We start from the raw sequence: 23802 nt of genomic DNA, 5'->3' as shown, positions 1-23802 counted from the left end.
AGGGGTAATATTTATTCAGAATAAAATTAAGGAAGTTAAATTAGGTTAAGTGATATTGGCCATTATTTATTGGCACTTTGCAAATAATCCTCTAAATGCTCAATCCGTAAGGGCTTTGTAATGAATTCTTTAACATATTTCTCATACTTTTCCGCCTCTTCTTTGTCCGCATCCGATTCTGAAGAAGTCACCAATAATACCTCATTGGATTCGGGAAAGTCCTCTAGCATCATAAACTCCAAAAATTCAAAACCGCTCATTTCGGGCATATTGATGTCCAGTAAAATTAATGTTTTTGTTTTTGGGTCATTTCTAAATCTGAGATCATCCAGAGCCAATTCAGGATTGGTAAAGCTCTTAACCCTATCCTCCATACCCATTCTTCTAAAGTGAATAGCGTTGACGGTATTCACGAGGTCTTCATCATCGACCAAGTATATTTCCTTGTACATAGCGTTGTTGGCCTTTAAATTAAGTTAGTTTAAGTTTGGTTTTACAATCGTAAAAATTGACAAATATCAATATTCTACAATTGTTAGAACTACAAATAAGTGTATTTTATTGTAAAAAAAATCCAACAATAAAAACAACAGGGTTTAAAACATTAATACATCTAAAAATTTATGCCCCCCTTTTAACTTATCCGCTTGATCTAAATTTAGGATTATTCTTTAGATTTAACAAAAAATCAATAATCATTTTTATTTCTTGTGAACAATGTGCCTTTTTGAATTTTTTTTTATCAATTATTGAAACTCCTATTCAACCCGAAACGACCTTACTGCACTTGTACTTCTTAAAAGTAAATAATCCCCGGGGCAAGCCCCGAGGCATTAATATTTCAAAATAATTTCAATTGTCCATTCTCATGTAAAATCTCATATTCATCTTCTTTACCTTGATTCTTTACGTATTCGGTTATGACCTTTTCATTACCGTGACGGCTTACACTATTGATATAAAAACCACTCCCCCAGAATGAGCCTCCCCACAAAGCACGCTTGACCCCGGGTGCATGAAAAAATATTTCGCGAGCGGTCAAACTCTTTATCGTCCTTGCTATCTTGGTCGGACTGTAAGTAGGAACGCTTTGTATCAAAAAATGTACGTGGTCCTTGTCCGTTCCTATTTGAAGGAAATGAATCTCGTACCTGTATTGAATATCCAAACAAGTCTGTTTTAAAATCCTATCCACTTTAGGACTCAGCACCAATCTTCTATATTTGGTCGAACAGACCAAATGATAGAGCAACATCGAAACGTTATGACGCTTATGTATATGTATACTTGGGCTCACGCCCAAAGATTACAGCTTTTTTTCGTACGAGGCAAGCCTCGAGGTATTTAACCCTATAGTGAATAAAAAAGCCCTTCAGTTTCTGAAGAGCTTTTGTGCGGGTGAAGGGAGTCGAACCCCCACGCCTTGCGGCACTAGATCCTAAGTCTAGCGTGTCTACCAATTCCACCACACCCGCGAATTGGAGTGCAAATATAAATCAATTTTCCGATTTGCAAACGAGCACCCTTTAAAAACTTGTTTTTTGTACTTTTAGGGTCCTTTTTAAATTATATATGAAAGACATCAATAATTACATCAACACCAACAAGGACAGATTTATCAACGAGTTGATCGAGCTTTTAAAAATCCCCTCCATCAGTGCCGATAAAGCATATGCTAAGGATGTTTTGGAAGCGGCAAAAGCCGTGAAAAAGTCATTGGAAGACGCAGGTTGCGAAAACACCGAAATTTGCGAGACAAAGGGATATCCCGTAGTGTATGGCGATAAGATTATAGACCCCAACCTTCCCACCGTATTGGTTTACGGCCATTACGATGTGCAACCGCCGGACCCAATGGGCTTATGGGATTCTCCTCCTTTTGAGCCAGTAATCAAAAAAACAGAATTGCACCCCGATGGAGCCATTTTTGCCCGTGGGGCCTGCGACGACAAAGGTCAGTTCTTTATGCACGTAAAGGCAGTAGAGTACATGATCAAAAACAACACCTTGCCCTGCAACGTAAAGTTTATGATCGAAGGTGAAGAGGAAGTGGGCAGCGATAGTTTAGAGGATTTCCTAAAGGAAAACAGCGAAAAACTTAAAAACGACATTATCCTAATCTCCGATACCGGTATGATCGGCAACGACACCCCTTCCATCACCACCGGACTGCGTGGACTAAGTTATGTGGAAGTGGAGGTAACCGGGGCCAATCGTGATCTCCATTCTGGGATTTACGGGGGTGCCGCGCCCAATCCCATCAATATTTTGGCAAAAATGATTGCTGAGCTACATGATGAAAATAACCATATCACCATTCCCGGCTTTTATGATAAGGTAGAAGTCATTTCAGATGAAGAACGTGCCGAAATGGCAAAAGCCCCATTTGACCTGGAAGCCTACAAAAAGTCTTTGGACATCGCTGATATTCATGGTGAAAAGGGCTACTCCACAGGGGAACGTTTTGGAATCAGACCTACTTTGGATGTCAACGGAATCTGGGGAGGGTATACCGGAGAAGGTGCCAAGACCGTAATCGCCAGCAAGGCCTATGCTAAAATCTCCATGCGCTTGGTGCCCAATCAAGATTGGCACGAAATCACGGAATTGTTCACCAAGTATTTTGAATCCATCGCACCAAAAAGTGTGAAGGTAAAAGTTTCTCCGCACCATGGTGGTCAGGCTTACGTGACCCCAATCGACAGCGATGGCTACCAAGCTGCTTCCAAAGCCATGGAAACTACCTTTGGTAAAACCCCGGTCCCACAACGAACTGGTGGAAGCATTCCCATTGTGGCATTGTTTGAGAACGTTTTTGACAGCAAAACCATTCTTTTGGGCTTTGGGTTGGACAGTGATGCCATCCACTCCCCTAACGAACATTTTGGGGTTTGGAACTTTTTAAAGGGCATTGAGACCATCCCTTACTTTTATAAATATTACACAGAGATGAAGGCTTAAATCTTTTTCACATATTTGGTGATGATCACAATTTGTTGACCATCTACCTTGCCTTCAATATATTCCGCATTTTCGTGATCCAGGGAAATTCGTCTAACGGCGGTTCCCTGTTTTGCGACCATGCTAGAACCTTTCACTTTTAGGTCCTTTACCAGCACAACGCTATCTCCGTTTTCCAAAATATTGCCATTTACATCTCGGTGGATAATTTTTTCACTTTCTTCTTCTCCTTCTCCAGTCGCTTTGGCCCACTCCAAAGTTTCATCATCCAAATACATCATATCCAACAAGTCTTGTGGCCATCCTTCCGGTTTTAAACGGTTGAGCATTCGCCATGCCACTACTTTTACGGCATCGTGTTCGCTCCACATACTATCGTTAAGGCATCGCCAGTGGTTGGAATCAACATTATCGGGATTTTCTATCTGATCAATACAGGTGGTACAGCCCAAAAGGCTTCCATCAACACCACCAGTGGACACAGGAGGGACTTCATACACCATTAAATTTTCTGTTGACCCACATAGTTCGCAGGTATTTCCGCTTCGCTCTTGTAATTGTTCCAATACCGACATGGCTGTTAATTTTATAATCGCTGCAAACTTAGAACTTTTCTGTTTAAGGATTTTTGAACGTCCACTAGTAAAAGAGGCTCTAAAAAGCAGTCTACCTTTCAGTTCGAGCGCAGTCGAGAACTTAAAAACACATTGATAATCAATGGGTTACGACTGCGCTCAACCTGACAAAGTTCAAATATTACCGCTTTTTAGACATCCTCTCGGCTTAGTGAATGTCTACTTTTTTAAGGTAATTGAGAATACCCGTGTCTGGTTTTCCAAAGGAAATATTTCTCGAACAACACCTTATTGAAATCATAAAATATATTGGGTATCATAATGGCAAAGTTCCGTGGCTTGAACAAGTGATCACTAATAATGATTACTTCCTTTTTACCGGCATCCATCACACATATACCCGGTATTTTGCCCCATGCCTTCTTCTTCAACTTATCCTTGCCTTTGGTGACCCTGATGATGTTCTCGGCCACTATTTTACCGGTTTCATCTGACGGGTATCCGGTTTTTGGGCCTGAAAAAGGCACTTTTCCTGGCGCAAAGGGCAATTTTACATCCACAGCGATTCCTGCAGACCAAACATTCGGATATTTCAGGTGTCGGTAATCATCTCCTACGGGTAGATATCCAGCAGCCGTTGCTTCCAATTTTGGGGAGTTGACCACAAAGTCGACCCCTATGAATGGGGGCATCAACATGGTAAACTTGCTGGGCAAAACCTCATCTGAGGTGAGCATAACACTATCTTCGGTAACTTCCTTCACCCCTACTTCCGTCCTGTAATGAATATGGAACATTTTCATGAAGGATTTGAGCATGGTCTCTCCACCAGTAATTCCATCGATACCAAAGTGGCCCAAAAAAGTTTCTGGAGTAATCCAGTATAGATCTACTTTTTTTCTGATTTTCTGTTCTCTTAACCATTTTTCCACATTGAACAAAAATTCATAAGCAGCCCCCATACATCCAGCATTTTGGGTGGCACCAATAACGATTGGACCAGGATTTTTCTTGAATTCCTCCAACGCCTGTCTCGTTTTCATGGCGCCATTGGGCGTGCCAATATAGTGTGCGTGTTCCTGAACTCCCGGAGCAACATCGTATTTTACCTTGGGGCCAGTGGCAATCACCAAATGATCATAGGCAAAGTCACCCTTGCTGGTGTGCACCATTTGGGCCTCTGGGTCTACATGTAGTGCTTCAGCTTGCACAAAATCTACCCCTTTCTTTTCAAGAACAGTATCTTTCCTGAACGAGATATCCTTGATTTCCCGTCTTCCAAACGGCACCCATATCAGTGATGGGATGAACAAAAACAATGGTGATTTATCAATGACCAAGACCTTATGGTCCTTTTTCCCTTTTCTTTTGATTTCCAATGCGGCGGTCATTCCTGCAAAATTTCCGCCAATGACTACTGTGGTTTTCATGATTGTTGGATTTAATACTATAAATGTACCACCCTAATCTCTCTTGGTCAGTAACTTAAGGCACACAAAAAACCATAAATGCCACATAAAAATTACTCTACATTTGTAGAATGTAAATATTTATTCTATGTTTGTAGAGCAACTGATAAAAGAGTACCCAATGCAACTGTCAAAATCCGAAGAAGAGTTGATGAACATCGTTTGGAAACTAAAGAAGGCCTACATGAAAGACATATTGGATGCCTACCCCGAACCCAAACCAGCGACCACGACCGTGGCCACGCTTTTAAAACGTATAGCGGACAAAGGTTTTATAGCGTACAACAGCATAGGTCGTAGCCGAGAGTACTACCCCTTGGTTATGAAAAAGGACTATTTTTCGAAGCAGGTGAACGGGCTCATCAAAAACTTCTTCAATGATAGTGCAAGTCAGTTTGCGTCCTTCTTTACCAAAGAAACCAACTTGAGCAAAACCGAGTTGGAAGAATTGAAAAAATTGATAGACAACGAAATCAAAAAGAAATAATAATGCTCATCTTTCTTTTAAAATCTACGGCATGCCTTACCATTTTTCTGGTATTTTATAAATTGATGCTGGAAAGGGAAAGCGTTCACCATTTTAAGCGATACTTTCTTTTAGCAGCTCTTGTTGTCTCTTTTGTTATTCCCAACTTAGTGTTTGTCGAGTACATTGATACCGTTGGGCCAACGATGAGTTCTTTATCTCCAAATATGGACGGACTCATTGAACAGCCAGTTCCACAACACTCCGTTTTTGATTGGCAATTATTGTTTTGGATGATCTATGTATTGGGTGTTGTTGGATTCGGACTGCGTTTTCTTGCAAATCTTTCACGAATCCGTTTGCGCATCAAAAAACACCCCAAGTTCAAGGACAACTTTGTGACCAAGGTGCTTTTGAGTCAATCCCTCCCACCGCATACATTTTTGAACTACATCTTTTTAAACCAAAAACAATACAAGGAAAACAGCATTCCACAACAAGTTTTGTTGCATGAGGAAACCCATGCCAAACAACGACACAGTCTGGATATCATTTTTATAGAGCTCGCTCAAGTGGTCATGTGGTTCAATCCATTGATCTACTTTTTTAAATCGTCCATAAAGTTGAACCATGAATTTTTGGCGGATAACGCCGTCATCAAAAAAGAACAAGATCATTCACAGTATCAAAACACCATTCTGTCGTATTTATCAAACGAAACATATCAGTCGGTCGGCATCGCAAATGCCATTAATTATTCATCAATCAAAAAACGTTTTACAGTCATGAAAACAAACACATCAAAAAAATCATTTGTATTGAGAAGCTTTTTGCTTCTGCCACTTACGGCCCTATTGTTGTTCGGGTTTAGTGAACATCGTCAAATTGAAAGGGAAAGTTCTTTTGACCAAATCATCGAAATGGACCTTCTTGAAAACGGCAAGGTAGCGCTGGGAAACAAACATTTTCAATTTAATGAAATCCCAAAAATGCTACGCCAAAACTATCTCCAAAATTATGATGCCAAGGAGACCAAGGTCGAAATTAATTCGCTTCGACCCGTACATTACAACACGATCACACATGTATCCCAGGGCATAAGAACAACGGGCATTGATGCCATTGAAATATTTGCAGAAGAGGTAGTAATGGATAAAACTCAGTTCGAAGAAAACATTCCGATTACCTCAAAAACGACTCTATTAAATGCCAACCAAATGACGTTAGTTGGGAATGAATTACAATCACAACAAAGTGCCACCCGAGAGGAAATGAAGGAATACAATGCGCTGGCCAAAAAGTACAACGACATGGACCGTGACCACATGGTCATCCAAAAGAAAGAGGTGATGCGATTAAAGGAAATCTATGGGAAAATGTCCAAAAAGCAACGGGCAGACGCAGAACCCTTTCCGGATTTCCCATCTCCTCCGCCAGCACCACCAGCGCCCGGAGCCACAAAACCTCCAATGCCGCCTTCGGCCGTTAAAAATGTAAAAGAAACAAAACCTGTGGCTCCACCTGGTCCACCAGCACCTCCTGTACCACCAAAACCAGTAGAGCATATCAAGAAAATGGCGGCCAAGGGAGCAACCTTCACCTTGAACGGAAAAGAAATATCTGGTAAAAAAGCCCTTGAAGTGGTTCAAAAAAAACAATTTATATCCATGCTTACCATGGGAGCAAATGAATCCAACCCTGTTGTTGAACTATCCACGGAACCCAAAGTCATCGATAACTAAGTTCGTGTTATAAAAATTGTTAAAAGCCCCTATTTTGGGGTTTTTGATGTAACAAATCACCCAAAATCACGTTCTAATACCCTATCAATCAAAGAGAACACGATATGTTACAACGCTTTTTCATCTTCTGCTCAGGAGCGGATACCCACATTTTAGAAACTTGTTCCAACGGGGAACGCAACAAATACGCCGGCATCGGTGCCACGGTATTCTTTACCGCAGTAATGGCTTTTATTGCCTCTGGCTATGCCCTTTACACCGTTTTTGATAATGTATATACTTCCATTTTCTTTGGACTGATTTGGGGCTTGCTCATTTTCAATTTGGACCGATATATTGTTTCCACCATCAAGAAGAGAGACAATTTCAAGGGGGAATTGCTTCAGGCAGCTCCTCGGATTGTGTTGGCCTTGATAATTGCCGTGGTGATTTCCAAACCGCTGGAGATGAAGATTTTTGAAAAGGAAATCAATCAGGTCTTGTTGGAAGAAAAGAATGCCATGACCCTTGAAAACAAGGAACAATTGGCACTCCAATACACTCCAAAAATAGAAAGTCTTAATCAGGACATTACCAACCTCAAAAATGAAATTGCGACCAAAGAGGCGGAAACCAACGCACTCTACGACACCTATATTTCTGAAGCCGAAGGCACCGCTGGAACGGGTCTGTTGGGAAAAGGTCCGGTTTACAAAGAAAAACGCGAAAAGCACGATGCCGCACTTGCGGAATTAAACACCTTGAAGCAAACCAATAAGGATAAAATTGAAAACATCGAAGCCCAGATTGCGGCCCTGCAAACCGATTATACTACCGCGGTCAGCAATTCACAACCTATTATTGATGGTTTTGATGGGTTGATGGCGCGCATCAATGCCTTGGGCAAATTGCCCTGGTTTCCATCATTTTTCATTTTTTTATTGTTTTTGGCCATCGAAACCGCACCTATCATTGCCAAGTTATTGGCGCCCAAAGGCGAGTACGATTACAAGTTTGAAGAACAGGAAAGTGTTGTCGCCACTTGGGTGACCCAAAAAGTGGAACAGCGTAAATTATTATTGTCCACCGATGGGGAAATCAACAAGCAAATCTATGCCGACATAAAAAATGAAGAAGAGCTTTATCGCTACAAAAAGCAAAAAGCAGAGGAATTGCTGCGCCTTCAGGCCGATTCCTTCCATAATGTGCAGGTAAAGGGGCTTTAAAATAAAAACGATTAAGACCATAGACCGCTACACTAAAAGAAACAAGACTTGATCATAGCCAACTGACAAACAGCTTGGCCTTTGTTTCTGTTTCAAAAAAGAAGGACATGTACTGCATTTTCAAAAGTAAAGCCAATAAACCAACTATCCTTTTAAAGCTTCTTTTACTGGGTTTACAAAGAGTTGTAAAAAGTTATTGGATATCCGTAATGTGTCATAATATCACTAACATCACCCTGAACTTGATTCAGGGTCACATGAAGATGCTTATATTCAGCAGAATGAGATGTTGAAACAAGTTCAACATGACACCAATACACCCATTATGACATTAAACCGCGAATCAGAAAAAGTTTTACTGGAAACTAATGGCAAAAAATCAATCCACAATACCCATATTTTTTAGTAGGAAAGAGGCATTCATGTTTTGGCAAACCCCCACTTTGAACTTGTAATCAAAGAACAGTTCTCCGTTGACGATCTGGGCATCAAAATATCGATTTTCCACCTCTGGAAGTTCATCGGCAAGGGTGCAGAGGCTTAAATCGTGGGTGGCCACCATGCCCGTAGATCCATTTCGCACCAAACGCTCAACAAATTTTTTAGAACCTTCCGCCTTGTCCACGCTGTTGGTGCCTTTCAGTATTTCATCCAAAATGACGAAACAGTTGTCCTTTTCCAGTTCTTCCACAATATATTTTAGGCGTTTGAGCTCTGCATAAAAATAGGAAGTCTCGTCCGCTAACGAATCCGAAGAACGCATACTGGTCAACAATCGGACAGGAGTATATCTTACATCGGTTCCTTTAACGGGCATGCCCATATTCGCCATCACTATTTGCAGAGCCACAGCTCTCAAAAAAGTGCTTTTTCCGGCCATATTGGCCCCTGTAACAATACAGAAACGGCCTTTTCCTATTTCAAAATCATTGAGGACATTCTTTTTGGGGTCTACCAAGGGGTGCCCCACTTCTTTTGCCTTCAATACCGTATCGCTTTGCACTAAATTTGGATAGGTATGATCCGGATGGTTAAAGGCATAAGTTCCCAATGTGATGTAAGCATCTAATTGGGCAATGGCAGCAAACCATTTCTCAGCTTCCTTTCCATATTTTTCTATCCAAGATTCAACTCGATAGGCATAAAATAGACTGTACAACCCAAGACCTTGACCAAAAAAAGATACGATCAAATTGAACTGTTGTTCCAACATCGTCGTGCTTTGGGAGAATCGTTTTAATATTTTCGACGTCTTTTCACCTTTGACATCTAATTTTTCTTGAAGTTCTTGCAGCAATTCCGAGCTAAAAGTGTGTTCCTCCAATTCGGAAATCAAGCGTTGGTGCTGCTGAATGGTTTCCTGTGCTTCCGATACTTTAGCAGTAAATCCGATAATATTCTTGGCAAATCTGCCCACAATTCCCACGCCCAAAAAATACCAAAACAAGACCAAACTTTCCGGTACCCAGCCCATAAAAGTCAAGCCAATCATTAAAATGGACAGCAACCCAAAAATCGGAGGGACGATTCCCGCCCATTTGGGCATAAACCGTTCATGGTTTTTCAACCAATCAGAAACCACATCGGGTGATACTTTTGGTTGGGTCTCGCCGGCCAAAGCCGAAAAATGTTGTCTCCACTCGGGCAACTGGGTCAACTCTTGAATGGCTTCTTGTTTTTTGGCAATATCCTTAGGATATCCATCCAACAAAAGATTCGAAAACACCTCACGTCCTTGTTGCAATGTGGTTCTATTGGTGTATTGATAAAAAGAACCTCTACCAAAAAGATCAAGATCTTGCGCGTATGGATGGTCAAGTTCCAAAAACTCGCTCCCATCGGGAAAATCGTGGAAACGTCGATTCAAAATTTGCAATTCCTTATTGTTGATGTCAATAAGCCTTCCCAAATACTTTTTATGACGTTTTACATTACTGAATTTCGCTATTAAATAAAGGAATAATACAATTAAAAGCGGCAATACCACAACTAATGCGCTAGCGTTCCAAAACAAATAGATCGCCAACCAAAAAGCCACAAAAATCGTAAGTCGAAGCGTTGCTAAAAGAGATAACTTTTTCTTTTCACGCTGTTGCTCAACTAGATAGGCATTCCTTTGATTGGTATAAAACTCCTTTAATTTCGTCATCTAAAAAATCAATCTAACGATTTAAGCTCCTGCTGTAGTTTCTTTGCGAGACTTTCCACAACTAAATCATAAGAATGATCTATAAGGTCTTTGATCAATTGGGGAGGGAGCTGTTCCAAGAACAAGGTGTTCCAATGTGTTTTGCTCATATGATAGCCCGGTATAATCCGACCATCATATTCTTCCCTAAGTTCTTCAGCCCTTTCAGGGTTGCATTTTAAATTGCATTGTGGAGGTTGCCGTTCCAAGGACATCAGGGCAAACATTTTGCCCATCACTTTAAATACCAAAGTGCTCTCATCAAACGGAAAACCTTCAGTTACACCTTTTTTGGATAGGCAAAGCTCCCTAAGTTCCTCTACATTCATTGCTCAATACCCTGCGAGTCGTAAACGATGACCTTTTCCCATAGGTCCTCGCACTCTTCAATAAACACCATATGTGGAGGTTCTTCCTGGTAAGCGGCCTGATCTTCGGCCGATTCAAAGGATAGAATCAAAGAATAAGTAAAAGAATCATCCACCACATCGCGTGTCGCCTTTGGTGGTTTCCCAATGAACTTTGTTTTGGCATATTGGGAATTGTTCAAAAATTTGGTCAAGGAAGCTTCAAAAGTAGCCCGGTCAGCCTGACTATCAGGATTTTTGAACCAGAAATAAACCACATGTGCAAAAGTGTGGTCGAAATTATTACTCATATCGTTTTTGATTTGTACACAACTGGAGGCCAATACACCTACCAAAAGTAAGGTTACAATTTTTGTTTTCATATTTACGCTTCTATAGATTGTTTTTTGCTATTTGATATTTCCAAGGCAGAATAATCCAATGTCCATCCGATGGTCTCTACAATTTTCTCCACGACCAAAACGGCTTGTAAAGCTTCATTTTTTGCGGTTTCCATCAATCCGCTCTCTGGTATTCTTTTTCTGATATGTTCTTTGGCCTCTTGGTTGAGATTGGTTAGATCTGTGGGTGAAAAGCTATTGAAGATTCCATTTTTGATATCATAAAACTGCAAATCGGGCTCTATGGACAGTACTTCGGGTTCTGGAAAATGACTCAAGATGACCTTCTTCTTATCATTATCCGCTTTCATATCGAGTTTGTTCAGGTCGTATCCGATATGGGCCTTCGCCTTGATCACGATCAATGCCTTTTTTTTACTCCGGAACAGACTCATAAAACTGTCCTTGGTATTTTCGTAGTGATAAATCTCGGCAAAATCACCTTCCACCGAAACCAGTTTGCACACGCTGCGTATCTTGTTCAAGATTACCGTGGATTGATGCTCCGTAATCTCCTTGTTCTTCTTTTTTCGAAACAGGGAATAGACCCAATACATTAATATTGCGCCCAAAATCAGTCCCAAAACTATATTTACAACTTCACCCATGTTACTTGCCTATGTCACCCAAATGGGTAAACTTAAATCCTTTGTCATATTTTAAGCCGTAGCCCAACATCCTGTCCAAGGCCGAATGTGAGAACAAAATTACACCGATCAGCTGGCATAAAGGTATTGAAAAGTATATACCAGCAAGATAAATTAATAAGGCCACTCCTTTATGATGGAACAGGTTATATGAAAAGGCCCCGACTTTGTTTCCAAAAAGATACCCGAACATTCCAATATCCGGGGTTAATAGCAACACCAAAAACCACCACCAAGCATAATCCAATAAACCGAAAAGATAGATGCCCAGCACGAACATCATCAATTCTTCCAATTTTAGCGTTGTTTTCATCTATTTGTTTTCAATTTTATAAAGTACAGGCCTGCTAGGGCTGGCATCGTTCTCAAAAGGTGCCACTTGAAGGTTCAGAAAATAAGTGCCGTCCTCCACAGGGTTGGGCACATAAATTAATTCTGTAATGGTTGCTTTTGTTCTCGGTTTTCCGCCCATATTCCAAAAGGCCTTGTGCGCCAAAAGTTCTCCGCCATCCTTTTCCTTGTCCACCGAAGGTAGGTCAATTAACAAATGCTCTACTCCTTTTTTTACCAAAAACTTGGCCGCTTCCTCGGTTAAATAGGTGGGATTGGTATCGGAGTATTTTTTGGAACGCTTGTACCCCAAATTGGGTATGGTCCTGATGACGACGGCCTGTCTTTTTTTGTTGCCCAGAGCGTATTTTATTTGCTTTTCGGAGATGATAAAATCTTCGCCCAACTGTTCAGGCGCTACCGTTATCAACTCGGCCAAAAAGAAAAACTGCTTCAACTTTTTGTTGATGGAGTTGAACTCCCTGGATATATGTCCCAAACATTCGGTATGTGTTACGTGCGAATGTGGATTGAACCAAATATCGTTGAAATTAACCGGAGAGCCTTCCGAAACCTTTCCCACAAAACCATCTTGTTTGTGCGGTGCAATTTTTGGCGGATCCAAATACCACGCATTCACATTTTTGTCCCCATCCTGCAAAGCAATGGAGATATCAAGAGGCTTGGTGAGATCTATTTTATAGTTTCGAGAGTTGTGTTTTATTGAGGCGATCATTTATGATAAACTAGTTTTGAGTAATTACGTTAATTCATTTGATAAATCCAATAAATCAGGTTTTTTTGATGAAAATTGTCAGTTCGAGTAAAATTCTGGAAGAATTTTGTAGCGAGAACTGTTTTGATTTGAAATTCTGGTTCTCGATACAATTTTTCCAAAGAAAAATCACTCGAACTGACATATTAAAAAATTATTGGCTATCGTAAGTAAAACAAATCACTTGCAATTCCATCGGCCAAAAATTTGCCTTTTTTGGTGGTGAGCAGTTTTCCATCTGCTATAAACAGAAAACCCTGTTCCAGAAATTTAGCCGCTTGTTGGTTGAGATACTTTTGGTAGTTCGCTCCAAATTCCGATGCTATCCTATCCAAATCCACGCCCCAAATGGTGCGCAAGCCTGTCATCACATATTCGTTGTACCTGTCCGTTTTGGAAAGGGTTTCAATTTCCGAAGGTAATTCACCTTCGTTTATTTTTTTGATGTAAGTTGGATTGTTTCGAATGTTCCAGCTTCTGTGTTTGCCATCAAAAGAATGTGCCGATGGGCCAACTCCCAAATAAGTCTTGCCCAACCAGTATGCCGTATTGTTTTTGGAGAAAAAATCGGGTTTCCCAAAATTGGAAATCTCATAATTCACAAAACCATGAGCTTCCAACATATCGACCAAAATATGAAACTGCTCTTGGGCCTGTTCATCATCCACATCGGGGACAATTCCTTTTTCTATAAACTTTTTCAGGGCCGTTCTAGGCTCCACGGTCAACGCATAGCTAGAAATATGGAACAAGCCGAAATCCAATGCTTTTTGAATATTTGATTTCCAGCGTTCGTTGTCCATTCCAGGGATTCCGTAGATCAAGTCAATGGTAATATTATCAAAATACTGCGTTGCTTCTTTAATGCATTGTTCAGCTTCTTCTGCATTGTGGGCACGGTTCATCAGTTTTAAATCTTCGTCGAAAAAAGATTGAATACCGATGCTGAGACGATTGATGCCAGCATTTTGGTATTCCAAAAAGAGATCTCTCGACTCCGCTCGAGATGACACTAGATCATCGGGGTTGGCTTCCAAGGTGATTTCTGGGCGGTCAATTACTTTGTAATTCTCATATACCGCTTGAATCAATCGCTCCATTTCTTCCAAGGTAAGCAACGATGGGGTTCCTCCGCCAAAATAAATGGTTTCCACTTCATCATCCACCTCTGATTTCCTCAACTCCAGTTCTTTGGCAATGGCATTGACCATAGCTTCCTTTTTTCCCAATTGTGTGGAAAAATGAAAATCACAGTAATGGCAAGCTTGCTTGCAAAATGGGATGTGAATATAAATTCCGCTCACTCAGTTGACAATTATCAGTTATCAATTAACAATGTACAATTATCATTTGGCTCTTTTTGTGGTTTTTAAGATGGAAAACATAATTTTGGAAAGTTCATCTGCGCGTTCTATCAATTGATTTGCTTTTTCTATTTTGATGTATTCTGAATCCTTCAAAAGCGATATCCAGTACTTTACTTCCAAACTTTCTTTATAGGCTAATGAGATTTTGGCTGAAAAATCTGCTGTTGAAATTGCCCCGTTCGCCTCAGCAATGTTTGCTCCGATTGATGTGCCAGAACGAAGCATTTGTTTAGATAGTACAAACTCACGTTTTGAAGCAACAATTCTCTTATACAATCTAACTGTTTCTAATGCGAAATCATAGGATTTCTTCATCAAGGGATTCTCTTTTTTCAAAATGTAGGTTCATTTAAGTGATTTGGTAATTGTAAATTGTTTATTGAACATTGTTATTTGATCTTATCTGGGTTTTGTTTGATGAAAGCCTCCCAACCCGTATAGCTTTTTCCGACCTCTACCCTGCCTTCGTTGTAAAAATGGCAAACGGCGGCGGCCAATCCATCGGTGCTATCGAGGTTTTTGGGCAAAGACTTTAATTTCAGGACGCTCTGGAGCATTCGAGCAACCTGCTCCTTACTGGCATTTCCGTTGCCAGTAATGGCCATTTTTATCTTTTTGGGCATATACTCGGTAATCGGAACTTCTCTGGATAACCCAGCAGCCATGGCCACCCCTTGGGCACGGCCCAATTTTAGCATCGACTGCACATTTTTTCCATAAAAAGGGGCCTCAATAGCAATTTCATCGGGATGATAGGTATCGATGAGCTCCAGGGTACGCTCAAAAATAAGTTTGAGTTTAACATAGGGGTCATCATATTTTCGCAGCATCAGCTCGTTCATTTGCACAAAGTGCATCTGTTTGTTGATCACCTTAATGATGCCAAAACCCATAACAGTTGTTCCCGGGTCAATTCCTAAAATAATTTTTTCTGTTGCCAAATTAGTAGGTGTTTAATACCAACGGAAGCCTAAAACGCAAGCTTACCGGGTTTCCTCTTTTTAATGCGGGTGCTACTGTGGTCAAATCGTTCAAGCGTTCGGAGATTTTGATGTTGAAATCCGATATTTCGTTGAGCACGGAGGTCTTTTCTTCGACGCCCAACACAGAAATAAATCCGTGTTCATCTATCAAAAAATCGATATAGACCGTATCGTTCATATCATTTCTGACTTGAAAATTGAGTCCTGCCAAAGCTTCGGAAAAATATTCGGTAATCACGTTTTGAAAACACTCTTGTTGGGCATCTTTGGGTGCGGTTTCGTCGCAATCCTCAAAAAGGGGGTATTGGTCAACATCGTTCCAATCGATGGCCAAAAGTTCCTCGTTCACCAATTTTTGGGTCTTGTCCTCCTTGGACTCGAACAGCTCGCAGGATACGAGCAACCCCATAAAAATGATCAACAAAACAAACTTCTGCATAACAGCCCCTATAATTTGGCTGAAATTACGATATTTTGAAGAAATCAGTTGCCCACGAAATGGATTTCCTCTTTTATCTCGGTAATACGATTTTTCACCCGTTCCTCGAGCCAAGGAACCAAATCAGGGTACATTTCCAGCAACTTTTCATAATAGTTCAGTCGAGTTTTGGGATCCTTGTAGTATTCGTCCGCCAAAACACAGACTTGATAATAATTGTAATAATTCTCCTTGTTCTCCTCCCAAGCCTTTACATAGTAATCCATTGACTTTTTGGTCTGTCCCTTTAATCGCGCTATGCGGCCAAGACTTGCATATTCCCGTGGAAACAAGGCCATGCGCTCTTCAATGGATTTTTCAATGTAGAATTGCGCACTATCCAACTCCTTTTCCTTAAAATATACGTCGCCCAATCCTGCATAGGCGACCGCCAATTTATCCGGAAAAGATGTCAACTTATGATAAGTGTCCAACGCTTTTTCCGGCTCCCAGTTCCGGAAATAACAATAGGCCAATTTCTCATAAACAAAGGGTTTTTCCTCGCCCAATTCCAACAATCGCTCAAAATGGGGGATGGCCAGTTGGAATTGTCCATTGTTGTAAAAAGCCAACGCCTTTAAATTGATCATGGCCACATCGTTTTCATAAAACTGCAGGCCTTTATCAATATAAACCAATGCGGAATCCTTTATTTCTTGGCCTACATAATACTTACCCAGGGCGTATAAACTTCGTAAATGGGTACTGTCCATTTCCACAGCGTTCTTGAATGCCTTGTTCGCATTCCCCGTTTGGTTTACTGCTTCGTAAGTCCTGCCCAAATAATAGAAATACTCAGGATTTTTTTCTTCTGATGAAACCAAAACATTAAACATTTCCATAGCAGGTTTAAAGTTTTTGGTCTTCAACAACAGCTTGCCCAGCTCAAACCGTGCCAAGTCAAAGTTTGGGTTGCGCTCCAAAATGGATGTGTATTGGGCAATGGATTTGTCATAATTGCCAATGGCATTATAGGCCCGTGCAATGTGAAGGTTTGATTTTTTGTCTCCGACCTTTGCATACGCGTTGATGGCCGAGGCATAATTACCCAAAGCAAATAGACTATCTGCAACGGACAAAGCCGATGTTTGTGCACCGGCTTGGAATGAGAACAAAATCAAAAGTGATAAATACCTAACCTTTGTTTTCAGCATCTGCAGTTTCCATCAAATCCATTAAAAAAGTCTTTTTTTCTACTCTGACCAACTTGTTGGGAAGTCCTATATATTGGAACTTCAAGGTCTCATCTTCATTCACAGCTATTTTGAAATAACCATCAAAGTTTGAAACAACACCTCGCCCCTTACCATCAACGGAAATATTTACCCCGGGTAATGCCATAGATGTTTCGTCCGTTACTTTACCGATGAAGTAGGACACATTGTTTCTATCTGCCAAAATACCCCCAACTTTCATACCCTCTTTCTGTGGATTGTCTTGCTTAGGTTTGGATTTAGCTTCGGTTTGATTATTGAGCCTAAATGTTATTGGAATAGCAAAAGGTACTTTTACCACTTCTCCTTTATGTTTGCCGGGCTCCATTTTGGGCAAACGTTCTATGATTCTAACCGCTTCATTCTCCAAGACTTCATCGGGGCCGCGTTTTTTGATCGAAGAAATTTCGCCGTTGGTGCCTATGGTGAACAAAACTGAAACCCGACCCTGAATTCCCATTTGTTGGGCTTCTTCCGGATATCTAAAATGTTTTTTGATATGCTCCACAATCTTTTCATTAAAACATTGCCTTTTATCCGCAGCATTTTCACAACCAGGAAAAACAGGAACTTCATCGATGGTGGCAAAGGGAACTCCAATTCCACCCTCTTTTTGTTCATTGACTTCTTCTTTATCATCATTGCCCTCTAACCTAAATGTTATCGGAATGGAAAAAGGTACTTTTACAGCTTTCCCTTCATGCTTTCCGGGCTGCATTTGTGGTAATTTTGCCAAGATTCGACCCGTTTCATTTTCCAACAGCTCGTGCGGTCCTTTCATCCTGATATCTACAATGTTTCCTTCTGTATCAATAATGAATATAGAGGAGACCCTGCCTTGGACACCTAGTTCTTGGGCCTCTTCAGGATAATGGAAGTTTTTACGGATATGCGCCTGAATTTTTTCTTGAAAACAAGCTTTTTTGTCAACGGCATCTTCACATCCAGGAAAAACGGGAACCTCATCGATAATTCCAAAGGGAATCTCTCCTTCCTTAGCCTTACTTGCTCCGTAACCTACAATTGTTATTTCCTCAATCGGTTCTTGGGCTGTACTTTCAGCATCGGTTGGTTTTTCATTTTCACAGGAAGTATAAACCAACATTCCTAAAATAAGGGGCAACAACAATACATACTTTAACTGCCATACGGCTTTGGATTTCTGTTTTTGTAACATGACTATTCGTTTTTTGATTAATGATTTACTGAAAAATTGATTGACAAAACTGATGTTCTGTGTATGGAACGCCTCGGACAAGAGCATCTCGAAATGCGCTGCCTTGTTTTGTTTAACGGCTTTTTCATCCGCAATGAATTCATGAAGTTCGGCAAGCCTGTTTTGGTAGATGTACACCAAAGGATTGAACCAGAAGACGATTCGGGCCAGCTCAAAAAAGAGCAGGTCCAAGGTGTGCCATTGCTTTACGTGCACCAGTTCGTGGGCCAGAATGTTAGCTTCTTTGTCCTTTTTGATTTCTTCTCCCATAAAAATGTTTCGGAAAAAAGAGAAAGCAGAGGTACTTTTAGGCACTGTGATTTTCGTGAACTCTTTATAATTCTCCACAACACTTTTGTGACGTAGCCTGTTTATTTGAATCAACTTGTATACAAACCAAATGGTGGCCAACATACTTCCCACGGCCAATACCAAATACGGCCAAGGGATGCGTTCCAGCAAACTGGTTTGCTCCACGCCCGGGCCAAGCACCACTCCGTTCAATTGTGCAAGAAATACCGTTGTGGTCTGCAACTCCTGTGGCATAGTGGTTTGGAGCGCTTGAATCTTTACCCAAGGCAATATGAGGGAAAGCGCAAACGTGCCCAACAGGTATGCACGGTTCCATTGAAAAAAGGTCTCTTTCTTTAGAAAAAGGTCGTACGCCAACAAAAACACCAGTTGAAACGCCAAGCTTTCCAATATATAAGTAATCATTGCTCCTTGTTTTTAATGTTCTTCATAATCTCTTCGAGTTCCTTCAAGCTGATATCGTTCTTCTTCATAAAAAAAGACACCATACTCGTAAACGATCCTTGGAAATACCCATCCATCAGCTTATTAAGGCTCTGGTTGCTGTACTCTTCTTTTTTCATCAAAGGAAAGTACACATGCCCCTTGCCCACTTTTTCGTGTGATACGAAACCTTTGTCCTCCAAAATCCGAACAATGGTGGACACGGTATTGTAGGCTGGCTTGGGCTCTGGCAATTCCTCTAAAATTGCAGCTACGTTCCCTTTTTCAATTTTCCAAAGGAGCTGCATTACCTCTTCTTCTGCTTTGGTGAGTTGTTTCATTTGACACGTTTTAGTTGTCATTCCCGAGAAATCGGGAATCCACTTATTAATATTTTAAATACAATTCAAATCTTTAATTACAAGCTAGATTTCTCATCTTGACTTCGACTGCGCTCAGTCTGACAATTCGAAATGACACTGCTAATATAACTAAAAAATTAGTTTAAACTAATTTTTTAGTTTAAAAGTGAATAAAAAATCCGCCAGCGTAGCATACTGGCGGATAGTTGTTTAAAAAGTTACGGTCACCTTTCCTCTTAAATAGAAAGGTGTGCCTGGGGTAAAATGGATTTCTTCAAACGAATTCGGCTCATTGAACAAACGACTCTCGGTTGCGAACTGTGTTTCGTTCCATTCGGTGTCGAACAGGTTCTCCACAATCAGTCCAAACGTCCAATTCTTCACACTATAGTTAAGGGTGGCATCGGTTACAAAATACCCTTCGGCTACGATGGAATTATCTTCATTGGCGGGTCTATCGTCAATATATCGATAATTGATTCCGCCCGAAAAGCCCTGGTTGCCTCCCAAGGTAACTCCTCCTGCCAAAGTGAAATCGGGCGCCAAAGGAATGTAATCTTCTCCATCGGCGGCTTCAGTACTTCGTGCATGTGTGTAATTGGCATCAGTATACAGGTAAAGCCAATCCAAGGGTTGATACCTCGCCCCCACTTCAACTCCCATCCTTCGGGTTTTTCCGCTGGGCTCAACAATACCTGCATCTCCTACATACACAAACTCTTGATCTAGGAACAAAGTCCACAACGTGGCGTTCAAGACCAACTTATTTATTGGTTTTATGATGGTTCCCAAATCAACACCGTAGGCGGCAGGTAGAATCTCCTCACCACCATTCGCAACCACTACCCTAGTGTCGTTGGAGTGAAAACCAATGCCCGTTTTCAAGAAAAGCTGAGTGTTTTCTGTTGGACTGTAAACGGTATTGAACTTTGGGCTAAAAGCCACTTTTTCCTCGCTTCGGCTATCGTACAGTTCACTCATTTTATCAATGTAATCGAACCTGAAATAATCCAAACGAACAGCGGGCTCAAACGTAAATTTACCTGATTTGAATTCAGCGCCCGCAAAGGCATAGCTGTTCACCTCATCCACATCGCCATAAGCCAAACGCTCCAGCAATTCCTGACGGTTCAGGGTGCGGGACAATTGGTTGTCGTCCACATTGTCGTATCTAAAACCAATTCCTGCATTGTATTTGAAATCCATACCGCCCAAATTGGCCGAACTGTTCTGAAAAACGGTTTTCGCCCCTGCCATCAGTCGGTCTTCAAATTGTCTGATCTGATCTCCGTTCACAGGATCTTCCAAGAAAAAGGTAAAGTTGGAATACAATTCAAAATCGTAATGGGTCACAAAAGCCATTGTGTTGAGCGATTTCCCAGTTCCCATATTTTTGTTGTGATTCAATACAAAGTTGGTTCTGCTGGTTTGCCCACCCTCAGTATCGTCAATGGCACCAAAACGACCAATCAGACCCTGGTCCACGGCTCGTTGCGGTATTTGGCCCGATGCATCCCACTTGCTTGAAAAGTGCGAGGCGGTCAACAGCAACTCTTGATCGCCCGGCAATGCATATCGGTATCTTCCCAAAATATTGATACGATTAAAGTTCTGCGGCGATTCAAACGGACCATCGGTCAAATACAATTCGGAAGCCAAATAAGCATTGCTGTTTTGGTTGTCCAAAACATTGAGCATTCCCATAAATCTTCGTGCTCCAAATTGCCCTACTTCGGTAGACAACATACTTTTGTCCAAACTTTTTCTCAACTTTAGGTTTACATAACCCGCCGTATTAAAATTCCCTTGGTCGGCATAATAGGGTCCTTTTCCAAAATTTACGTTCTCAATGGTCTCAGGAATCACAAAATGAAGGTCTGCGTACCCTTGTCCGTGAGCGTGCGACACCATATTTACCGGCATACCGTCCACATTAATGGCGACATCGGTACCGTGGTCCACGTCAAAACCTCTCAAAAATATCTGCTCGGCCTTCCCTCCTCCAGCGTGCTGGCCAATAATCAATCCTGGTACCTTTCTTAAAATTTCTTGCGATGATTTTACGGGATTCGTTTTTACATCCACATCCACCACTCTGCTCAAAGCATCCACTTCGGAAACCAAAACTACTTGATCCAAAGAAATGGAGCTTTCTACAAGAATTATGGTAAGCGGATTCTGTAAATCACCCTGGTTGACCACTCTGGTCTGTGTGGCATATCCCAATCTGGAAAAATAAATGGTATCGTTGACCGAGGTCCTATCCAGAACAAAATGTCCCGTACCATCCGTATGGCTATGTTGTCCGCTGGTTTTGTTAAAAATTCCAGCATCCTCTATTGGGGAACCAGCTTCGTCCACCAGTTTCCCGTTTATGTTTTGTGCAGCAATTGTGCCCATAAAAAGTATGGACAATGCCGTCATAAAATATTTCATGTCGTTGTCTTTAAAATTTGATTTGTGTAAAAACTTATCCCTCTTGTACATCAAAAAAGCACATGAAGTGTCATGCTGAACTCGTTTCAGCATCTCACAACCAATGTTCTGTTCAATGGTGTGACCCTGAAACAAGTTCAGGGTGACGAATTCAGAACTTTTCCGATAAATTAATTTCAGCTATGCTGGGGAGGGGGCGTGGTTACCCCTTGGCACCAAAAAGAAGTTATGTTTTGGTATGCCCAAAGACGATTGCTGTCTATTAAAGTATTGATTTCAGGTGCAATTTGAATTTCTTCAACGAAATGTTTATCCAATTTAAGGCTGATATCATCCTTGGATTTTTGCTCATCTTGTTGATTGGCCTCCAATAAATCCTTTAAAGCTTCTAACGCTTCGTGCGAGTGACCTGCCATAGCCTCTAAAGAAGAATAATCGATAGTTTCGTGGTCCGAGGCAAAGGTATGGTGGTGTGTTTTTGGGGACATCAGGTGCGATACTTCGTGCAGGGCTTCGAGCACCAATCCATTAAAAAGTCCAAACAAATAAAACATTGCCAAAAGAGCATACCCTATCTGAATGAATCTTGGTTTTGTATGTGTTTTATTTGCTTTCACGACAGTTTCGTAATTGGTTTCAAATTTACCTACGAAATTTTTAGGGGTAGGGTTTTATTTTGATTTTGTTTGTAACAATTGTCTGCTACATTTGTCTAACAGTAAAACACAACCATGGACATTACATTACTCGTTTTGGGGTTCCTTTTGATGCTTGTGGGTATATTGGGCAGCCTTTTGCCCGTATTGCCAGGTCCGCCCATAAGTTGGGTTGGATTGTTACTGCTTTATTTAACCAAAGCCGTGCCCGATAATTGGTGGGTTTTGGGAGTCACCTTTGTAATAGCTATAGCCATCACCATTTTAGATTATGTGATACCCGCTATCGGCACCAAACGGTTCGGCGGCAGCAAAGCTGGAATGTGGGGAACCATCATAGGATTATTGGTTGCCATCTTTGTTCCGATTTTTGGTCCATTGGGAATCATCATTTGGCCTTTCATTGGAGCCTTGGTCGGCGAATTATTGAACAAAGCCAACAAAGAAACCGCCATGAAGGCGGCTTTTGGTTCGTTTTTAGGATTTTTAACGGGCACTTTTATGAAGTTTGTCGTGACGGCCCTGTATGCTGTTTTTTACGTTTATATCTCAATCAAGTACGCTGGAGACCTGTTTACCTTTAGTTAGTCCAACCACTCCACTTTTTCGGAAATAGGAGTTCTTGCAGAAGGGATTACCTCACCATCAAAATAACCCATATAGAAAAAGCCCAAGCATTTTTCCCCCTCCTTCAAATCGAAGAACTCATCCATATGCTTAATGAGTCCGGGAGAAGACCAATAACTGCCAATACCAAGTTCGGTGCAGCACAACCACATATTTTGCACCGCCATGGCCACTGAAGCAATTTCCTCCCATTCGGGTAGGCTCTCCTTGGGGTCGCGTTGCATGCAAATGGCAATCACAGCTCCCGAATTGGACGGGTTAAATTGTAGTTTTTTGATTTTCATCTGCTTTGGTTTGGGGTCCACTTCTTGGTATTTGGTAGATAAAAAAGCACCCAGTTCCTGTTTCTTGTCTCCCGTCAACACCTTAAAGCGCCAAGGTTCGGTTTTTTTATGGGTAGGCGCCCAATTGGCGGCTTCCAAAATCTGTTCAATCGTTTCTTTGGCGATGGGCTTATCGATATACTGTGCAGGAAAAATGCTTCTTCTTTCCTTGATCAAATCAAAAATCATAATTGTATATTAAGTTGAACGTTCTTCCATTTTTAATCTAGATAACAAAAGAAAAGTCAGTTCGAGTTTTTTCCTTTGGAAAAAGTATCGAGAACAACGTTTTCTATATT

25 protein-coding genes and 1 tRNA gene are annotated in these 23802 nt (G+C 41.1%); 5 read left to right on the top strand and 21 right to left on the bottom strand.

Annotated features, from left to right (window positions below; genetic code table 11):
* Positions 1–62: 62 nt before the first annotated feature.
* From J4E06_RS13655 to J4E06_RS13645, 3 genes are all read right to left on the bottom strand, one after another.
* Positions 63–452, bottom strand: a complete 390-nt coding sequence (locus J4E06_RS13655; protein WP_349524511.1) for a response regulator — start codon at positions 450–452, stop codon at positions 63–65.
* A gap of 389 nt (positions 453–841) precedes the next feature.
* On the bottom strand, positions 842–1297 hold the full coding sequence (tnpA, locus tag J4E06_RS13650) for an IS200/IS605 family transposase (RefSeq protein WP_349524510.1): 456 nt from the start codon (positions 1295–1297) through the stop codon (positions 842–844).
* A 96-nt stretch (positions 1298–1393) separates the two neighbouring features.
* A tRNA-Leu gene (locus J4E06_RS13645) sits at positions 1394–1475 on the bottom strand.
* A gap of 97 nt (positions 1476–1572) precedes the next feature.
* Between J4E06_RS13645 and J4E06_RS13640 the strand changes: the two genes are divergently transcribed.
* Positions 1573–2961 (top strand): dipeptidase, encoded by a 1389-nt coding sequence (locus J4E06_RS13640; protein ID WP_349524509.1) that lies wholly within the window; start codon positions 1573–1575, stop codon positions 2959–2961.
* Here J4E06_RS13640 and J4E06_RS13635 read toward each other — a convergent pair.
* Both J4E06_RS13635 and J4E06_RS13630 read right to left on the bottom strand, forming a co-directional pair.
* Positions 2958–3536 (bottom strand): PhnA domain-containing protein, encoded by a 579-nt coding sequence (locus J4E06_RS13635; protein ID WP_349524508.1) that lies wholly within the window; start codon positions 3534–3536, stop codon positions 2958–2960. The two genes, J4E06_RS13640 and J4E06_RS13635, sit on opposite strands and share 4 nt — an antisense overlap.
* Before the next feature lie 227 nt (positions 3537–3763).
* Complete coding sequence (locus J4E06_RS13630) at positions 3764–4966, bottom strand: NAD(P)/FAD-dependent oxidoreductase (protein WP_349524507.1); 1203 nt, start codon at positions 4964–4966, stop codon at positions 3764–3766.
* A gap of 160 nt (positions 4967–5126) precedes the next feature.
* Here J4E06_RS13630 and J4E06_RS13625 point away from each other — a divergent pair, with 160 nt between their 5' ends.
* From J4E06_RS13625 to J4E06_RS13615, 3 genes are all read left to right on the top strand, one after another.
* A complete protein-coding gene (locus J4E06_RS13625) occupies positions 5127–5492 on the top strand; it encodes a BlaI/MecI/CopY family transcriptional regulator (protein ID WP_349524658.1) in 366 nt (121 codons plus the stop codon).
* Between the two features lie 2 nt (positions 5493–5494).
* On the top strand, positions 5495–7213 hold the full coding sequence (locus J4E06_RS13620) for a M56 family metallopeptidase (RefSeq protein WP_349524506.1): 1719 nt from the start codon (positions 5495–5497) through the stop codon (positions 7211–7213).
* Positions 7214–7317: 104 nt separating this feature from the next.
* Positions 7318–8418, top strand: coding sequence for a DUF4407 domain-containing protein (locus J4E06_RS13615; protein WP_349524505.1), 1101 nt, complete (start codon positions 7318–7320; stop codon positions 8416–8418).
* 379 nt (positions 8419–8797) lie between these two features.
* Here J4E06_RS13615 and J4E06_RS13610 read toward each other — a convergent pair whose 3' ends face one another.
* The 15 genes from J4E06_RS13610 to J4E06_RS13540 all read right to left on the bottom strand — a co-directional run bounded on the left by J4E06_RS13610 (position 8798) and on the right by J4E06_RS13540 (position 22514).
* Positions 8798–10567: a MutS-related protein gene (locus J4E06_RS13610; protein WP_349524504.1), complete on the bottom strand. Its 1770-nt coding sequence runs from the start codon at positions 10565–10567 to the stop codon at positions 8798–8800.
* A gap of 8 nt (positions 10568–10575) precedes the next feature.
* Positions 10576–10935, bottom strand: coding sequence for an MmcQ/YjbR family DNA-binding protein (locus J4E06_RS13605; RefSeq protein WP_349524503.1), 360 nt, complete (start codon positions 10933–10935; stop codon positions 10576–10578).
* A complete protein-coding gene (locus J4E06_RS13600) occupies positions 10932–11336 on the bottom strand; it encodes a Dabb family protein (protein ID WP_349524501.1) in 405 nt (134 codons plus the stop codon). Before J4E06_RS13600 ends, J4E06_RS13605 begins: the two co-directional genes overlap by 4 nt.
* A gap of 2 nt (positions 11337–11338) precedes the next feature.
* Complete coding sequence (locus tag J4E06_RS13595) at positions 11339–11962, bottom strand: DUF4230 domain-containing protein (RefSeq protein ID WP_349524500.1); 624 nt, start codon at positions 11960–11962, stop codon at positions 11339–11341.
* A 1-nt stretch (position 11963) separates the two neighbouring features.
* The gene (locus tag J4E06_RS13590) at positions 11964–12314 is read right to left on the bottom strand and encodes a DUF4260 domain-containing protein (protein ID WP_349524498.1); all 351 of its coding nucleotides are present in this window, start codon (positions 12312–12314) and stop codon (positions 11964–11966) included.
* Complete coding sequence (locus tag J4E06_RS13585; protein WP_349524497.1) at positions 12315–13067, bottom strand: cyclase family protein; 753 nt, start codon at positions 13065–13067, stop codon at positions 12315–12317.
* Between the two features lie 200 nt (positions 13068–13267).
* Entirely contained in the window at positions 13268–14410 is a 1143-nt protein-coding gene (hemW, locus tag J4E06_RS13580) for a radical SAM family heme chaperone HemW (RefSeq protein WP_349524496.1), read from the bottom strand.
* A 42-nt stretch (positions 14411–14452) separates the two neighbouring features.
* Complete coding sequence (locus J4E06_RS13575; RefSeq protein WP_349524495.1) at positions 14453–14809, bottom strand: four helix bundle protein; 357 nt, start codon at positions 14807–14809, stop codon at positions 14453–14455.
* A 53-nt stretch (positions 14810–14862) separates the two neighbouring features.
* The gene (ruvC, locus tag J4E06_RS13570; protein WP_349524494.1) at positions 14863–15414 is read right to left on the bottom strand and encodes a crossover junction endodeoxyribonuclease RuvC; all 552 of its coding nucleotides are present in this window, start codon (positions 15412–15414) and stop codon (positions 14863–14865) included.
* Between the two features lies 1 nt (position 15415).
* Entirely contained in the window at positions 15416–15895 is a 480-nt protein-coding gene (locus tag J4E06_RS13565) for a hypothetical protein (protein ID WP_349524493.1), read from the bottom strand.
* A gap of 44 nt (positions 15896–15939) precedes the next feature.
* The gene (locus tag J4E06_RS13560) at positions 15940–17088 is read right to left on the bottom strand and encodes a tetratricopeptide repeat protein (RefSeq protein WP_349524492.1); all 1149 of its coding nucleotides are present in this window, start codon (positions 17086–17088) and stop codon (positions 15940–15942) included.
* Positions 17069–19081 carry a TonB family protein gene (locus J4E06_RS13555; RefSeq protein WP_349524491.1) on the bottom strand — a complete coding sequence of 671 codons (2013 nt, stop codon included), beginning with the start codon at positions 19079–19081 and terminating at the stop codon, positions 17069–17071. Before J4E06_RS13555 ends, J4E06_RS13560 begins: the two co-directional genes overlap by 20 nt.
* Complete coding sequence (locus J4E06_RS13550; RefSeq protein WP_349524490.1) at positions 19078–19440, bottom strand: BlaI/MecI/CopY family transcriptional regulator; 363 nt, start codon at positions 19438–19440, stop codon at positions 19078–19080. The genes J4E06_RS13555 and J4E06_RS13550 overlap by 4 nt, the downstream gene beginning before the upstream one ends.
* A 231-nt stretch (positions 19441–19671) precedes the next feature.
* The gene (locus tag J4E06_RS13545) at positions 19672–21897 is read right to left on the bottom strand and encodes a TonB-dependent receptor (protein ID WP_349524489.1); all 2226 of its coding nucleotides are present in this window, start codon (positions 21895–21897) and stop codon (positions 19672–19674) included.
* 176 nt (positions 21898–22073) lie between these two features.
* Complete coding sequence (locus tag J4E06_RS13540) at positions 22074–22514, bottom strand: hypothetical protein (RefSeq protein WP_349524488.1); 441 nt, start codon at positions 22512–22514, stop codon at positions 22074–22076.
* A gap of 114 nt (positions 22515–22628) precedes the next feature.
* Here J4E06_RS13540 and J4E06_RS13535 point away from each other — a divergent pair, with 114 nt between their 5' ends.
* Positions 22629–23141: a DUF456 domain-containing protein gene (locus J4E06_RS13535; RefSeq protein ID WP_349524487.1), complete on the top strand. Its 513-nt coding sequence runs from the start codon at positions 22629–22631 to the stop codon at positions 23139–23141.
* Here J4E06_RS13535 and J4E06_RS13530 read toward each other — a convergent pair.
* Entirely contained in the window at positions 23138–23692 is a 555-nt protein-coding gene (locus tag J4E06_RS13530) for a nitroreductase family protein (protein WP_349524486.1), read from the bottom strand. The two genes, J4E06_RS13535 and J4E06_RS13530, sit on opposite strands and share 4 nt — an antisense overlap.
* Between the last annotated feature and the right edge of the window lie 110 nt (positions 23693–23802).

It is taken from the genome of Allomuricauda sp. NFXS6 (assembly GCF_040148835.1).
GTDB lineage: Bacteria > Bacteroidota > Bacteroidia > Flavobacteriales > Flavobacteriaceae > Flagellimonas.
This window is presented reverse-complemented; position numbering and strand designations above follow the sequence as displayed.

Excerpts from the sequence above, each read along its gene's own strand:
- J4E06_RS13655 (WP_349524511.1), bottom strand. The coding sequence starts at position 452 with ATGTACAAGGAAATATACTTGGTCGATGATGAAGACCTCGTGAATACC.
- J4E06_RS13640 (WP_349524509.1), top strand. The coding sequence starts at position 1,573 with ATGAAAGACATCAATAATTACATCAACACCAACAAGGACAGATTTATC.
- J4E06_RS13635 (WP_349524508.1), bottom strand. The coding sequence starts at position 3,536 with ATGTCGGTATTGGAACAATTACAAGAGCGAAGCGGAAATACCTGCGAA.
- J4E06_RS13630 (WP_349524507.1), bottom strand. The coding sequence starts at position 4,966 with ATGAAAACCACAGTAGTCATTGGCGGAAATTTTGCAGGAATGACCGCC.
- J4E06_RS13625 (WP_349524658.1), top strand. The coding sequence starts at position 5,127 with ATGCAACTGTCAAAATCCGAAGAAGAGTTGATGAACATCGTTTGGAAA.
- J4E06_RS13620 (WP_349524506.1), top strand. The coding sequence starts at position 5,495 with ATGCTCATCTTTCTTTTAAAATCTACGGCATGCCTTACCATTTTTCTG.
- J4E06_RS13615 (WP_349524505.1), top strand. The coding sequence starts at position 7,318 with ATGTTACAACGCTTTTTCATCTTCTGCTCAGGAGCGGATACCCACATT.
- J4E06_RS13610 (WP_349524504.1), bottom strand. The coding sequence starts at position 10,567 with ATGACGAAATTAAAGGAGTTTTATACCAATCAAAGGAATGCCTATCTA.
- J4E06_RS13605 (WP_349524503.1), bottom strand. The coding sequence starts at position 10,935 with ATGAATGTAGAGGAACTTAGGGAGCTTTGCCTATCCAAAAAAGGTGTA.
- J4E06_RS13600 (WP_349524501.1), bottom strand. The coding sequence starts at position 11,336 with ATGAAAACAAAAATTGTAACCTTACTTTTGGTAGGTGTATTGGCCTCC.
- J4E06_RS13595 (WP_349524500.1), bottom strand. The coding sequence starts at position 11,962 with ATGGGTGAAGTTGTAAATATAGTTTTGGGACTGATTTTGGGCGCAATA.
- J4E06_RS13590 (WP_349524498.1), bottom strand. The coding sequence starts at position 12,314 with ATGAAAACAACGCTAAAATTGGAAGAATTGATGATGTTCGTGCTGGGC.
- J4E06_RS13585 (WP_349524497.1), bottom strand. The coding sequence starts at position 13,067 with ATGATCGCCTCAATAAAACACAACTCTCGAAACTATAAAATAGATCTC.
- J4E06_RS13565 (WP_349524493.1), bottom strand. The coding sequence starts at position 15,895 with ATGCAGAAGTTTGTTTTGTTGATCATTTTTATGGGGTTGCTCGTATCC.
- J4E06_RS13560 (WP_349524492.1), bottom strand. The coding sequence starts at position 17,088 with ATGCTGAAAACAAAGGTTAGGTATTTATCACTTTTGATTTTGTTCTCA.
- J4E06_RS13555 (WP_349524491.1), bottom strand. The coding sequence starts at position 19,081 with ATGATTACTTATATATTGGAAAGCTTGGCGTTTCAACTGGTGTTTTTG.
- J4E06_RS13550 (WP_349524490.1), bottom strand. The coding sequence starts at position 19,440 with ATGAAACAACTCACCAAAGCAGAAGAAGAGGTAATGCAGCTCCTTTGG.
- J4E06_RS13545 (WP_349524489.1), bottom strand. The coding sequence starts at position 21,897 with ATGAAATATTTTATGACGGCATTGTCCATACTTTTTATGGGCACAATT.
- J4E06_RS13535 (WP_349524487.1), top strand. The coding sequence starts at position 22,629 with ATGGACATTACATTACTCGTTTTGGGGTTCCTTTTGATGCTTGTGGGT.
- J4E06_RS13530 (WP_349524486.1), bottom strand. The coding sequence starts at position 23,692 with ATGATTTTTGATTTGATCAAGGAAAGAAGAAGCATTTTTCCTGCACAG.